The sequence below is a fragment of the Croceibacterium aestuarii genome (genome assembly GCF_030657335.1).
GTDB classification, from domain to species: domain Bacteria; phylum Pseudomonadota; class Alphaproteobacteria; order Sphingomonadales; family Sphingomonadaceae; genus Croceibacterium_B; species Croceibacterium_B aestuarii.
Window position 1 is genome coordinate 1,061,553 of the sequence record NZ_CP131039.1, and the last position, 13,135, is coordinate 1,074,687.

The 13,135-nt window shown below is 64.3% G+C and carries 11 protein-coding genes; 3 read left to right on the forward strand and 8 right to left on the reverse strand.

Going from position 1 to position 13,135, the window contains the following annotated elements; all coding sequences use genetic code 11:
• Nucleotides 1-2: 2 nt before the first annotated feature.
• The 7 genes from Q7I88_RS05095 to Q7I88_RS05125 all read right to left on the reverse strand — a co-directional run bounded on the left by Q7I88_RS05095 (nucleotide 3) and on the right by Q7I88_RS05125 (nucleotide 7,584).
• Nucleotides 3-752: an SDR family NAD(P)-dependent oxidoreductase gene (locus Q7I88_RS05095; RefSeq protein ID WP_305097957.1), complete on the reverse strand. Its 750-nt coding sequence runs from the start codon at nucleotides 750-752 to the stop codon at nucleotides 3-5.
• On the reverse strand, nucleotides 745-1,206 hold the full coding sequence (locus Q7I88_RS05100) for a protein-tyrosine phosphatase family protein (protein WP_305097958.1): 462 nt from the start codon (nucleotides 1,204-1,206) through the stop codon (nucleotides 745-747). Before Q7I88_RS05100 ends, Q7I88_RS05095 begins: the two co-directional genes overlap by 8 nt.
• Nucleotides 1,203-2,075: an amidohydrolase family protein gene (locus tag Q7I88_RS05105; RefSeq protein WP_305097959.1), complete on the reverse strand. Its 873-nt coding sequence runs from the start codon at nucleotides 2,073-2,075 to the stop codon at nucleotides 1,203-1,205. Before Q7I88_RS05105 ends, Q7I88_RS05100 begins: the two co-directional genes overlap by 4 nt.
• 161 nt (nucleotides 2,076-2,236) lie before the next feature.
• On the reverse strand, nucleotides 2,237-3,751 hold the full coding sequence (locus Q7I88_RS05110; RefSeq protein WP_305097960.1) for an aldehyde dehydrogenase family protein: 1,515 nt from the start codon (nucleotides 3,749-3,751) through the stop codon (nucleotides 2,237-2,239).
• A gap of 86 nt (nucleotides 3,752-3,837) precedes the next feature.
• Nucleotides 3,838-5,991 (reverse strand): PQQ-dependent dehydrogenase, methanol/ethanol family, encoded by a 2,154-nt coding sequence (locus Q7I88_RS05115; protein WP_305097961.1) that lies wholly within the window; start codon nucleotides 5,989-5,991, stop codon nucleotides 3,838-3,840.
• Between the two features lie 25 nt (nucleotides 5,992-6,016).
• On the reverse strand, nucleotides 6,017-6,817 hold the full coding sequence (locus Q7I88_RS05120) for a glutathione S-transferase family protein (protein WP_305097962.1): 801 nt from the start codon (nucleotides 6,815-6,817) through the stop codon (nucleotides 6,017-6,019).
• Nucleotides 6,817-7,584: a glutathione S-transferase family protein gene (locus Q7I88_RS05125; protein WP_305097963.1), complete on the reverse strand. Its 768-nt coding sequence runs from the start codon at nucleotides 7,582-7,584 to the stop codon at nucleotides 6,817-6,819. The genes Q7I88_RS05120 and Q7I88_RS05125 overlap by 1 nt, the downstream gene beginning before the upstream one ends.
• A 246-nt stretch (nucleotides 7,585-7,830) precedes the next feature.
• Between Q7I88_RS05125 and Q7I88_RS05130 the strand changes: the two genes are divergently transcribed.
• The 3 genes from Q7I88_RS05130 to Q7I88_RS05140 are packed head-to-tail and all read left to right on the forward strand — an operon-like array spanning nucleotide 7,831 to nucleotide 10,487.
• Entirely contained in the window at nucleotides 7,831-8,952 is a 1,122-nt protein-coding gene (locus tag Q7I88_RS05130; RefSeq protein WP_305097964.1) for a 5-methyltetrahydropteroyltriglutamate--homocysteine S-methyltransferase, read from the forward strand.
• A gap of 21 nt (nucleotides 8,953-8,973) precedes the next feature.
• A complete protein-coding gene (locus Q7I88_RS05135; protein WP_305097965.1) occupies nucleotides 8,974-10,158 on the forward strand; it encodes a DUF418 domain-containing protein in 1,185 nt (394 codons plus the stop codon).
• Nucleotides 10,159-10,202: 44 nt separating this feature from the next.
• Complete coding sequence (locus Q7I88_RS05140) at nucleotides 10,203-10,487, forward strand: hypothetical protein (RefSeq protein ID WP_305097966.1); 285 nt, start codon at nucleotides 10,203-10,205, stop codon at nucleotides 10,485-10,487.
• A 65-nt stretch (nucleotides 10,488-10,552) separates the two neighbouring features.
• Here Q7I88_RS05140 and Q7I88_RS05145 read toward each other — a convergent pair whose 3' ends face one another.
• Nucleotides 10,553-13,054: a TonB-dependent receptor gene (locus Q7I88_RS05145; RefSeq protein ID WP_305097967.1), complete on the reverse strand. Its 2,502-nt coding sequence runs from the start codon at nucleotides 13,052-13,054 to the stop codon at nucleotides 10,553-10,555.
• Nucleotides 13,055-13,135 lie beyond the last annotated feature (81 nt).

The window sequence follows — 13,135 nt, forward strand, 5'->3', positions numbered from 1 at the left end:
CGTCAGACCTCCAGGCTTTCGAGGACACCGCCGTCGACCGCCCAGTCCTGCCCTGTAACATGGCTGGCCGCGTCGCTGAGCAGGAAGGCCGCGACTTCGGCCAGCTCGTGGGGAGTGCCCATGCGGTTCATCGGCACGCGCTGTTCGATCAGCCCTTTCTGGTGCTCGGGGATGCGGTCCATCGCCTCGGTGACGATGAAGCCGGGGATCACGCAGTTACAGCGCACGTTGTAGGGTGCCATCTCGACCGCCACGGCGCGGCTCAAGCCGAGCAGCCCATGCTTCGAAGAAACGTAGGCCGGGTTCATCGCCATGCCGCGCTTGCTGGCCATGCTGCCGGTGACGAGGATGACCCCTTTCTTGGCCTCGATCATCGGCGGCAGGACCTTCTGGATCGCCCAGAAGACCGAGGTGAGATTGACCTTCAGCGTCTTCTCGAACTCGTCGGGATCGAACGCGGTGAACGGGGTGAAGCCGCCGGTCAGCCCGGCATTGGCGAACAGGCCCTCGATCGGCCCGAAGTGCGCGGCAGCCGCATCGAGCGCGGCTTCGAGCTGGGCCTTCTCGCCGACATCGGCGGCGAAACCCTTGGCGCGATCGCCGATCGAGCCCGCTTCCTGGTCGAGCACCTCCTGGCGTCGCGCGATCATCGACACGTTCGCACCGCGCGAGGCCAGAAGTTTAGCGGTTTCGAGCCCGAGCCCGGTCGATGCACCGGTGACGGCAACATGCATGCCGTTAAAATCAGTCACTTGCCTCTCCCTTGGCAATCGCGGCCCATTTGTCTGCGTTTGGATAGTCGAAATTCTCGGGATCCCAAATCCTTTGCAGGAGCGCGCGGGCCTCTGCCTCCGGCATCCCGTTTTCTCGGTTGTACCGGTAGAAGAAGGCCGACACGCGCCAGTTCATGATGCAATGGACGTAGACCGGCCCGTCCTCCCGGTCGAGCGCATCCCGAAAGGAAGCATAGTGCTGTTCGCGCGGCGCATCGAACGGGATGGGAATGGCCGTGTAGCGCAGCTCGGCCTCGGCCATCGCCCGCTCTGCGTCGGGGAGAGCTTCGGGGTGATCGGGCATGGCCAGATTGATGACGTGCCGCGCACCCATGGCCGCGAGCCGCACGGGATCGCCGGCGCTGAATTTGCCCGAGGTGGTGACGCGGTTCGACAGCCGCAGGAAGTTGCGGATGTCGTCCGGATCGCTCACGCCAGGCCCAGCACCTTGGCCGCGTTGTCCTTCATGATACCCGGCATGACCTCGTCGCGGAAGCCCACGTCCTGCGCCGCCTTGATCCACTTGTCGGGGTGGATCAGCGGGAAGTCGCTGCCGAACAGCATCTTATGCTTGAGCTGAGTGTTGGCGTAGGTGATGACCTGTTTGGGGAAGTACTTCGGGCTCCAGCCTGACAGGTCGATGAACACGTTGTCCTTGTGCAGCGCCATGCTGAGGCTCTGGTCGACCCAGGGCCAGCTCGGGTGGGCGAGAATGATCTTCATGTCGGGGAAATCGACCGCGACGTCGTCGATCAGCATCGGCTCGCCGTATTTGAGCCGCATGCCGCCTCCGCCGCGCATCCCGGTGCCCATGCCCGAGTGCCCGGTGTGGAAGATCACCGGCAGCTCGTACTCGTTGATCACCTCGTAGATCGGGTAGGCCATGCGGTCGGCCGGGTGGGCATTCTGCGCAATGCCGTGGAACTTGAAGCCCTTGACGCCGTGGTTCTCGACCAGGTCGCGCGCCTCGCGGGCGCCGTACTTGCCCTTGTGTGGATCGATGCTGGCGAAGGGGATGCAGATGTCGTCGTTCTTGTTGGCGAGTTCGGCGACCTCGTAGTTGCTGACCCGCTTGGCGCCCATGCCGCTCTCCGCATCGACAGTGAACATGCAGAAAGCGATGTTCGTTTCCCGGTAGAGCTCGATGATTTCGGGCATCTTCGGCCGCTCGCGCGGCGCCTTGAAATAGGCGCTGGCGGCATCGAAGAACTTGCCCATCACCGGGTCTTCGGGATCGTGGCACGAAACCTCGGCGTGAACGTGCACGTCGATGGCGCGGATTTTGGAAAGATCGATGGGCAAAAGTGGTTCCTTGCGTTCCAGAAGGCCGTCACCCCGAACTCGTCCCAGGGTTCATTGCGCCTTGCCCGCAGCCTTCGGACGTGCGGCGGAATGGATGCTGAAACAAGTTCAGCATGACGAAAGCGGGGTGGGCACCCGTCCCACCCCATTTCATGCGCGGCTTACAGCTTCATCAGTACCGACTTGGTCTCGAGATAGGCCTCGAGGCCGAGGCGGCCCTGTTCGTGGCCGATGCCGCTTTCCTTGTAGCCGCCGAACGGCAGCGCCGGGTCGATCATCGCGTGGCAGTTGACCCACACGGTGCCGGCCTGGAGGCGGCTGGCGATGCGCACGGCAGCCGAAGCATCCTTGGTCCAGACTCCCGCGGCGAGGCCGTAGTTGGTGTCGTTGGCTTCCTTGACCACTTCGTCGAGGTCTTCGAAGCGCTGCGCCACGACGACGGGCCCGAAAATCTCTTCGCGCACCACGCTCATCTGCGGGTTCACGTCGGTGAGGATCGTCGGGTTGACGTAGTAGCCGCCGTCGTTGCTCGGCACGTCGCCGCCCATCAGCACTGAGGCGCCGTCGCGCTTGCCGGCCTCGATGTAGCCGAGCACGCGCTCATGCTGCTCCTTCGAAACGAGCGGGCCCATGTGTCCTTCGGGGTCGAGCGAGGGGCGCGGGGCCCAGAACGGCGCGGTCTCGGCCATGCCTTCGACGACCTTGTCGAACACCGACTTGTGAGCATAGAGCCGCGAGCCGGCGACGCAGACCTGACCCGAATTGAAGAAGATCGCCTGGCTCACGCCCGGTGCAGCCTCCGCCACGTCGACGTCCGGCATGACCACGACCGGGCTCTTGCCGCCGAGTTCGAGCGTGACATGCTTGAGCGTGTCGGTCGCATTGCGGTTGATCAGCTTGCCGATCTCGGTCGAACCTGTGAAGGCGACCTTGTCGACGTCGGGGTGCTTGACCATGCGGTCGCCCGCGGTGTGGCCATAGCCGGTGACGATGTTGACCACGCCGGCGGGCACGCCCGCCTCGTCGATCAGGTCGGCGAGGCGCAGCGCGGTGAGGCTGGTTTGCTCGGCCGGCTTGAGGACCGTGGTGCAGCCCGCGGCGAGCGCCGGGGCGATCTTGAGGCACGCCATCAGCAGCGGGAAGTTCCACGGCACGATCTGCGCGCAGACGCCAACCGGCTCCTTGAGCGTGTAGGCGAACATCGTGCCGCCGGGCATCGAGTAGGGAGCCTGTGTTTCGCCCCCGATCTTGCCGGCCCAGCCGGCCATGTAGCGGAAATGCGCGGCGGCGCCGGGCACGTCGACCACTGCGGCCATGCCTTTCGGCTTGCCGACGTCGATCGCTTCGAGTTCGGCCAGCTCGTCGGCGTGGGCCTCGATCAAATCGGCGATCTTGTGCATTGTCTTCTCGCGCACGACCGGCGGAAGGTCGCGCCAGCGGCGGTCGTCGAACGCGGTGCGAGCGGCGGCGACTGCGCGGTCGATGTCCTTGTCAGTGGCTTCGACGAAGCTGGCGATGACCTTGCCCGATGACGGATCCTCGACGTCGATAGTCTTGTCGCCCGAGCTGTCGACCCATTCGCCGTTGATGTAGAGCTGGGGCTTGCGGCCCAGCAGCTTCTTGACGGCATCTGAATATTCCCGCTGCGTGCGGTCGATGGTGGTCACTTCGTTCATGACTGGTCGTCCTCTCGTGAAATTCGAATCCGGTTTGGTCGTTTACTAGCAAGAATGGGGCTTTTTGACCATGCAAACAGCCCGCCTCAGGAACTCTTGCCGCCCTGCTTTTCGAGTGCCTTGTCTTCGTTGGCGCGCTTGATCAGATATTGCCGCACGGCCTCGGCATCCTCGGCCGTCAGCGCGGCCTTGAACGAGACCATGCCGTTGTCGTGCAGCGCGCCGTCGATGACGATGGCCTTCACCGCGTCCGGACTGTTGAGCGTCGCCGAATAGCGCAGGTCGGGATTGAGCGCCCCGGCGACAGCGGCATCGCCGTGGCAGACGCCGCAATAGCGCCCGTAGACGTCCGCACCGTGGGCGATCTGCGCTTCGCTGCCGGTTACCGGGGGCGGATCCAGTATCCGCTTGGGGAACTTCGGCGCCTCAGGCAGTTTGGCGGTTCCGCCGAGTTTGAAGACCAACAGGCGGCTGATGTTGCGCGGCGGCCCGTTTACCGAGCTGAGGATGCCCGGGGCGATATCCCACACGCCGCCCCAACCGGCCAGAACCGCAACGTGCTGCTCGCCGTCGATGGCATAAGTCATCGGCGCGGCGATGACCCCGCTCTGGGTCGGGAACGACCACAGCTTCTTGCCGTCCTTGGCGCCATAGGCGTTGAATTGCTCGGTCGCCGTGCCCTGGAACACGAGGCCGCCGGCGGTCGCCAGCGTGCCGCCGTTCCACGGCCCCTTGTAGGACACACGCCAAGCCTCCTTCTGCGCCACCGGGTCCCACGCGACGAGCGCGCCCTTGGTGGCGTCGATGTTCATCTGGCGGAACGCCGGGTCGGCCGGCATCGCGGTCGCTGCGGCATCGATCGCGTGCTGGAAGCCGATGGCGCTCGGCTTGAAGTCCTTTTTCGCCATGAACGGGAAGGCGGCAAGGTTGGCCGGGATGTAGGTGAGCCCGGTCTGGGGACTGTAGCTCATCGGTTGCCAAGAGTGCGCGCCGCCGGCTCCTGGCAGGTTGACCCACAGCTTGCCCGTCTTCTCGTACCGCGCCTCGGGATTGATCGTCGGGCGGCCGGTCTTCGGGTCGATACCGGTCGACCAGTTCATGGCGGTCCAGGCCTTGGCGTCGATGAACTTGCCGCTTGCTGCGTCGAGCACGTAGAAATAGCCGTTCTTGGGCGCGTGCAGCGCCACGTGCCGCTGCTGGCCGTCTATAGTGAGGTCGGCAAGCATGATCTGCGCGTCGGAATCGTAATCCCAGCGATCTTCCGGGGTTTCCTGGAAGTGCCATTTGTATGCGCCGGTATCGGCATCCACCGCCACGATCGAGCTGGTGTAGAGGTTGTCCTCGGCCGTTTCGCCGGTGCCGAGCCGGCCGTTCGCGCCCGGGTTCCACGGCTCGGCATTGCCCGTACCGAACAGCACGAGGTTGTTGACCGGGTCGTAGGTGATGGCGTCCCACACGGTGCCGCCGCCGCCGAGCTCCCACCACTTTCCGCTCCAGGTGTCGGCCGCCTTTTTCATGGCGTCGTTCTCGAACCCCTTCGCCGGGTCGCCGGGCACGGTGTGGAAACGCCAGGCCTCCTCGCCGGTCTTCCAGTCGTAGGCGGCGATGAAGCCGCGCGCCTTGTATTCCGCACCGCCGCTGCCGATGAAGACCTTGCCATGCGCCACGCGCGGGGCGCCGGTGATGGTGTAATTGTCCTTGTCCGGCACGACCTGCTTGCGCCAGGCAACGGTGCCGTCGGCCTGATTGAGCGCGACGAGGTCTCCGTCGAGCGTCGCGACGTAAACCTTGTCGCCATATAGCGCGACGCCGCGGTTGACCGCGTCGCAGCAGGCCACCGGAAGGGTCGAGCGCGGCACTTCTGGATCGTACGTCCACTTCACCGCGCCGGTCTTCGCGTCGAAGGCCATGACCTTGGACCAGGCGGTGGTGATGTAGAGCACGCCGTCGTGCATCAGCGGGGTGGCTTCCTGCCCGCGCGCGGTGTCGAGGTCGGCGAACCAGGCGAGGCCGAGATCGCCGACGTTGTCGGCGGTGATCTGGGTCAGCGGGCTGAAGCGCTGCTCGGCATAATCGCGGCCGTAGGTCAGCCATTCGTTTCCGTCCGCGGCTGCGATCATGGCGTCGGTCACGCCTTCGGTCGGCGCGTCCGACGAGGCGCCGCCGCCGGCAATGCCCGCATCGCAAGCGGCTGCAAACATCGACAGCACCGCGGCCGCAGCGAAGCTCCACTTCTTCATTGCCCGTCCACTCCCAAAAAGGCTCTCAACCCCAACGATTGATCTCCGGCCCCGGCGCAAATTTGCGCTCGGGATGTTCCGTTGTAGCGCGCGCCAGCGCCGACTGCACGCTCGGCCGCGCTTCGACGCGATCCATCCACGCGATGCAGCGATTCTTTCCGGCGAACGCAGCGGCTTCGAGGTCGCGCATCGGGCGCAGCCAGGCAAACGTCTCGAGATCGGCGATGGAGAAATCTTCCATCAGCCAGGGGCGCCCGTCCGACAGCTGCATTTCGACTCGCTCGGCGAACTGCGTCACCTTGGTCTTGCTATCTTCGACCTTGGCGGCGTCGACGCGGTCGTCGTGCAAATCCTGCCAGCGCTGGCGCAGGTCTTCGCTCGCGATCGCGGCCAGCAGCGCGTCGAAAGCGGGCTTGTCGAGCTCGGCCAGCGGATGCTGCGAATAGGCAAGGTTGCCGAGATAGGCCACAGCGGGGGAGAGACGCTCGATCGCCTGGCGGCACCACATAAGCATCTGCCAGCGCTTGTAGGGATCGGCCGGTTGGAGCCCGCACCCGCACACTGCTTCGTCGAAGTACTGCGCCAGAAACACCGCCTCGCTCATCGCCTCGCCGCCGGCGACCAGAACGGGTCCTTCGCCCTCGACGGCATATTCCATCGCGACGCCGTCGGAGATTCCCGGCAATGCGTGGCGTTCTCCAGCCAGCAGATCTATGGGGCGGCATTCGATATCGAGACCGCTCTCCGCCAGCGCCGCGAGCACCGACAGCGAGGGCCCGTTGGGCTCGCCGTGATAGAGAATTGCCTCCGGCGTCTGCTCGGTCATCACCCGAGATCCTCCATGATCTCGTTGAACCGGTCGGTGAAGCGTCCGCTACCCATTGCCCAGGTTCGTTTCACGGCCGGGCGGGCGTAAACTGCCTTCAGCCAGCGCCAGATATTGGGCGTGATCTCCGGCCCGCAAAGGTCGGGATTGCCGACCGGCAGCATGTAGGTCGAATTGAAGATGTTGATGTCAGCCAGCGAATACTGGTTGCTGGCGACGTATTCGCGCTTGCCCAGTTCCTCTTCGAGCATCTCGACGCCCTGGGCGATGCGGCGGCGGCTTTCGGCCAGCTCGCTCTCGCTGAATTCGGCGAACATCGCCTTGCGCCAGGCGGCACGCCGTTCGGGCAGCGGGATGCGCGCAATCATCGCCTCCCGCTCGGCTTCCGACTTGTGCGCCAGCGCGGGGCCGATGAACGTGCACCAGCCGATCATGGAGAAGCTCGGGCCAAGCCATTGGTCCATGAACTTCATCCACCAGCGCACGCGCCAGCGGTCTTGCGGTTCGTTCGGCATCAGCGCCGGGCCGGCGAACGCATCGTTGACGTATTCCATGATCGCGGTGCTTTCGGTCAGCACCTTCTCGCCATGGAGCATCGCCGGGATCGTTCCTTGCGGGTTGACCGCGAGGTATTCCGGCTGGTGCTGGTCGAATTTCAGCATATCGATGTAATGGCTGTCGAATTCGACACCCTTTTCGGCAAGTGCCAGCATCGGCTTGCCCGAGTTTGCGTTCGGCTCCCAGTGATAGAGCGTTACGTCAGCCATGTCCTCTCCGCACGGCCAGATAATCACGGCCGTTATTGTAAGCATCGCTTACAAAACGCGCGCGAGTCCGGTCAAGCTTCGCCGCACCTGCGAAGGTAACTCTTGCAAGTGGGTGCGCAAATGTCCTATTTGTCGTGCGTCAGCAGAGCGCGAGCCCGCGCCACGACTCTGGCCCAACCGTCAGCCGAGCGCGAGCCCGCGCCATGACTCTGGCCCCACGTAAAACTCTGGTCTGACAGGATACCCATGAGCACCAAGCTGCCTTCGCGCGCCGACCACGTCGGCTCCTTCTTGCGCCCCAAGTCCGTCATCGAGGCCCGCCAGCACCGCGCCGCCGAGAACATTTCCTACGAGGAGCTTCGCGCCGTCGAGGACGAAGCCATCGCCGAGCTGGCCAAGTGGCAGGAAGCGCTGGGCCTCAAGGCGATCACCGACGGCGAATTTCGCCGCATGTTCTTCCACACCGATTTCCTGCTGCAATTGGCCGGCGTCGAAGAGACTGGCGGCATCAAGAAGGCGTTCAAGAACGACAAGGGCGTCGACGTCGAGTTCGCCCCGCCCAAGATCGTCATCACTGGTAAAGTTGAGCATGTGAAGCCGATCCAACGCGCCGACTACGAGTTCCTCGCGCGGCACGTCACCGAAACCCCCAAGGTGGCGATCCCCAGTCCGACGATGCTGCACTTCCGCGCCGGGCGGGCAGGGATTCCCGAAGACGTCTATCCGGAGATGGAAGACTTCTATGCCGATGTCGCCGCGGCCTACCGCGCCGAAGTGGCCGACCTGGCGGACGCCGGTTGCCGCTATATCCAGTTCGACGACACGAATCTCGCCTACCTCTGCGACACCGGCCACCGGACCGATGCGGAAAACCGCGGCATGGATCCCGACGCGATCACCCATGACTATGCCAAGTTGATCAACGCCAGCTTTCGCGATGCGCCCGCCGACATGATCAAGACCATGCACCTGTGCCGCGGCAATTTCCGCTCGAGTTGGGCGGCCGAAGGCGGTTACGATCCCGTTGCCGAGGTGATGTTCGCCGAGTGCGACATCGACGCCTTCTTCCTCGAATACGACGACGCTCGCTCGGGCGACTTTGCCCCGCTGCGCTTCCTGCCCAAGGGCAAGACCGTGGTGCTCGGTCTGGTCTCGACCAAGCTCGGTGACCTCGAGACCCGCGACGAAATCATGCGGCGGATCGAAGAGGCGGCGAAGTTCGCCGACATCGACCAGCTTGCGCTCAGTCCGCAATGCGGTTTCGCCAGCACCGTGCACGGCAACGACATCACCACCGAACAACAGGCCGACAAGATCCGCCTGTGCGTCGATGTTGCCGAAGAGGTGTGGGGCAAGGTAATGGCCTAATCTTCGCCGGGAGGGTGAGGATTGGCCGCACGACGGATCGACCTGGTTGACGCACTGCGCGGCTATGCCCTGCTCGGGCTGCTGCTGGTGCATAGCTTCGAACGGTTCGAGCTCTACTGGCTCGACCCACGTCCCGACGCCTGGGTCGATACGATATTGGCTCTGTTCGCCGGTAAAGCGTTTGCCATCTTTGCGCTGCTGTTCGGTTTCAGCTTTGCCACCATCATGGCCAACGAGCGCGCGCGGGGCGGGGATTTCACTCTCCGCTTCGCGTGGCGGCTCGTCTTGCTTCTGGCGATCGGGACCGTGCACGCGCTGGTCTACCGCGGCGACATCCTGCAGGTTCTCGCCCTTGTCGGGCTGGTGATGATCCCGTTCGACCGAGTCACGTCGAACCGCTGGCTGCTGGCTGGCGCGATGCTGGCTTTCCTGCAGGTCCCCTTGCTCGTGCAGGCCTGGGCCGCCGGATCGGGCGCGGCGTGGGCGACCGCAATGCCTTTCTTCTTCGCTGATCCCAGCCTTCAGCGGCTCGCCGACGGATCGCTGGCGGACGTGATCGCTGCCAATGCGGGACCGGGCATGCATGGCAAGTGGTCGTTCTATCTCGCCACCGGGCGGATCATGGAAATTGCCGGTCTGTTCCTGGTCGGCATGGTGCTCCAGCGCGGGGGCTTGTTCGCCGCTGCCAGACCGGCGACCTGGGCGGCGATTCTCGCCGCTGCAACCGTGCTGTGGTTGCTGGTCGTTCTCCTTACACCGGCGCTGCTCCCGCCGGGGCCGGGCGAGGGAGGGGCGCCGATGCAGCAGCAGGCGGTGGTGTGGCTTCTCGACCAGTGGCGCGCGCTGGCCGCGATGGCTGCGCAAGTCGCGGCGTTCGTCCTGCTCTGGCATACCCCTGTGCGCCGCGTCCTGGCGCCTCTCGCCTCACCGGGGCGCCTGACGCTGACGCTCTATGTCGGCCAGTCCCTGGTCGCCGTGCCGCTGCTCTATGGCTTCGGCGCCGGGCTCTACGACGATTTCTCGAACGCTGGCATCGTGCTACTCGGCTTGGCCTTCTTCCTTCTGCAGGTGGTGGCGGCAAACTGGTGGCTGCGGCACTATCGCTACGGTCCGCTCGAATGGCTCTGGCGCGCCGCCACCCGCACCACTCTCGACGTGCCCTTCAGAGGTGGCGTGATAATTAACGAGACACCCACGGCCCGTTAACCCGCTCTGGCTAGTCTGCGGCTTCAATCGACGCGGAGGGCCTGATGTCTGCACGCAAATCTGTCAGAGGAAGCACCCAAATCGGCGCGCTGTGCGCTCTCGATGCGCGGTCCTTCCCTATCGCCATTTCCGACATCACGCCCGAGGGCTGTTCGTGCGAAGCGGACTGCGAATGGGGCGAGGATTGCGAATTCCTTCACCTGAAGATCGCTGACAGCGTCGAAATCAACGGCCGCGTGCTGGCCTGCAAAGGACGCCGCGCGCAGATCGGTTTCTTCGGCCAGATCCACCCGGCGGTCATCGACCAGTGGAAGCGCCTCGCGGCCTGATCAACCGGAAACGGAAAAGGGCGACCCCGCGAGGCCGCCCTTTCACGTTCAAGAAGCCGAAACGGTCAGAAGTTCTTCTTGACCGTCACCGCCCACTCGCGCGGCCGCCCTGGCTGGGCCTTGTCGAGCCCGGCTCCGGCAGCGCGCAGGTCGAAAACCGTGAGGTAGTAGTACTTGTCGAACAGGTTGGTCACCTCAAGCGAAGCCGACAGGTCCCGATCCTCGTTGCGCCAGGTGATCCGCGCATTGGCGATCGTGTAGGCCGGAATGTACTGCGGATCGCCGAGGTACTTGGCGCCGGTATAGACCTTGTCCTGGTAGCTGACGTCGATGCGCGGGGTGATCGAGCCGATGGTGTCGAGCGGGATCTCATACTGCGCGCCGATGGTCCACTTCCACTCGGGCAGGCCGGCCCGGGGATCGGTCAGGGCAGTCGTCGAACCGGCAATCAGGCTGGTGTACTTGAAGTTGATGTAGCTGATCGAACCGTCAATCGAGAAACCTTCGACGGGCCGGATGCTCGTCTCGGCCTCCACGCCCCATTCGCGGGCGTTGCCGCCGTTGACCAGCGCGGCGCACGGCGTCGAGCCGTCGGGACAGACCGAGGTGCCGATCTGCGCGTTGGTCAGCTTGCCGTAGAAGCCCGTGAGATTGAACCGCAGGCGCCGGTCCCACAGATCGGACTTGAAGCCGGCTTCCCAGTTCTTCAGCACTTCGGGGTCGAAACTGATGACCTGACTTGCGTAGAACGGCCGCGGGTTGGTGCCGCCTCCCTTGAAACCGGTCGAATATGAGGCATAGACCATTAGCGCATCGTTGATCCGGTAGTTGAGCGCAGCCCGGTAATCCCAGCGGTTGCCGTTGTAAGTCGCTACTGCGCCGGTCAGCGCGCCCGGTGTTCCCGCCCCGTTGGCCGCGCCGACCGGATCGAGATAGGGATTGATCGTACCGTCCGGATAGAGGCGGTAGTAGTGGTATTCCTTGCTCTCGTCGGTGTAGCGCAGGCCGCCATCGAAGGTCAGGCCCGGAACGATCTCCCAACTGACGTTGGCAAAGCCTGCCTTGCTTTCCGCCGGGGTTTCGTCCGGCTGAATGAACTGCAGCGGGAACACACCAAGGCCCGGCGTCGTGTAAGTCCCGTTGGTGGTGTTGATGTAGCGCAGGTCCTGATACGAGAAGTAGTCCGTGCGCTGCTTGAAGTAGTATGCGCCCACGACAAGCGTCGCGGTATCGGTCAGCTCGGCGTTGAGCCGCAGTTCCTCGCTCCAGTTCCAGTGCGTCAGGTGATTGGAACCGCCCGACAGCGGAATCGGCGAAATGTCGTCATCGACGCCGAAGTCGGAGATCCAGCTCTGGTAGGCGAGGATGTTGTCGATGCTCAGTCGGTCGGTGAGCCCGAAGTGGCCGTTCGCGGCCAGGTTGTAGCCCTTGTAAAGGCTGCGGTTGCTGCGCTGGGTGGCGAGGAGCGGTTCGCCCGAAGTGGGGAAGCCCGGCACCGCCACGCCGTAATAGGTGATCGCCGGCGAGGAATAGCCCGAGAACGAGCAGAACTTCCCGCAGATGAAGCGGTTGTCGTAGGGTACGCCGCCGATGTTGGTGTTGGCGTTGTTAATCAGGTCGGTGGCGATCAGAACTTCGCCGGTCGCGGTGTGCTCGTCGTGCGTATACTCGGCCGTCAGGTTAATATCGATGTCGGAGGTGGGGTTGTAGCGCAGCGCGCCGCGGACCGCCTGATAACCGACGCCGCCGAGCTTGGCGACGCGGCAGTCGCCTTCCGGCTGAAGGCGCGGAATGCCGCCCGCCGGGTTGACCAGCCTGGTGTTGCCGTCGTTGTCGGTAAACGTGGCGCTGCCGCCGGCCGGAAACACGCAGCCGAAATCGAGCTGGTCGACGTAGCCTTCCTGCTGCTTGAACACGCCCGAAACTCGAGCGGAAATGTCCTGAGTGATCGGGAAGTCGATCCCGGCGCGCAGACCGATGCGATTGCGGCTGCCATAGGTGGCTTCGACATAGCCTTCGCCCGAGCCGGTCGGTTTCTTGGTGAACATCTTGATCGAGCCACCTTCGGAATTGCGTCCGGAAAGCGTGCCCTGCGGGCCGCGGAGGATCTCGACCCGGTCGAGGTCGAGGAGATCGAACACCGCACCGATCAGCTGCGGATAGTATACGTCGTCGATGTAGATGCCGACGCCGGGCTCGTAGGCCGGGTTGAAGTCGGCCTGGCCGATGCCGCGGATGGAGGCGCTGATCGAAGGGCCGAACGATGCGCCCTGCGGCTTCAGCGTGACGTTGGGCGCGCTGTCGGCCACTTGCACCAGGTTGGTCTGGCTCTTGGCTTCCATCGTCTCGGAATTCACGGCGGTGATCGCCAGCGGTGTGTCCTGCAGGTTCTGTTCGCGGAACTGCGCGGTTACGATGATCTCGTTGCCTGATGCCGCGTTGGCGCCGCTCGTGTTCGTAGTCTCTGCAGCGTTATCATCCTGCGCGAATGCAGGCTGAGCGGCGGCAATGACGATGAGCGACGCGCCCGCGGTAAGAGCGCGGCGCAATACTGGCTGACGATCCATGACTTCTATCCTCCCAGATCCGTTCGTCGGCCCCTGTTGCCCTGCCGCGAACTGCACGTTGGATAATCCTGCGCGTGAATC

Excerpts from the sequence above, each read along its gene's own strand:
- Q7I88_RS05110 (WP_305097960.1), bottom strand. The coding sequence starts at position 3,751 with ATGAACGAAGTGACCACCATCGACCGCACGCAGCGGGAATATTCAGAT.
- Q7I88_RS05115 (WP_305097961.1), bottom strand. The coding sequence starts at position 5,991 with ATGAAGAAGTGGAGCTTCGCTGCGGCCGCGGTGCTGTCGATGTTTGCA.
- Q7I88_RS05120 (WP_305097962.1), bottom strand. The coding sequence starts at position 6,817 with ATGACCGAGCAGACGCCGGAGGCAATTCTCTATCACGGCGAGCCCAAC.
- Q7I88_RS05125 (WP_305097963.1), bottom strand. The coding sequence starts at position 7,584 with ATGGCTGACGTAACGCTCTATCACTGGGAGCCGAACGCAAACTCGGGC.
- Q7I88_RS05130 (WP_305097964.1), top strand. The coding sequence starts at position 7,831 with ATGAGCACCAAGCTGCCTTCGCGCGCCGACCACGTCGGCTCCTTCTTG.
- Q7I88_RS05140 (WP_305097966.1), top strand. The coding sequence starts at position 10,203 with ATGTCTGCACGCAAATCTGTCAGAGGAAGCACCCAAATCGGCGCGCTG.
- Q7I88_RS05145 (WP_305097967.1), bottom strand. The coding sequence starts at position 13,054 with ATGGATCGTCAGCCAGTATTGCGCCGCGCTCTTACCGCGGGCGCGTCG.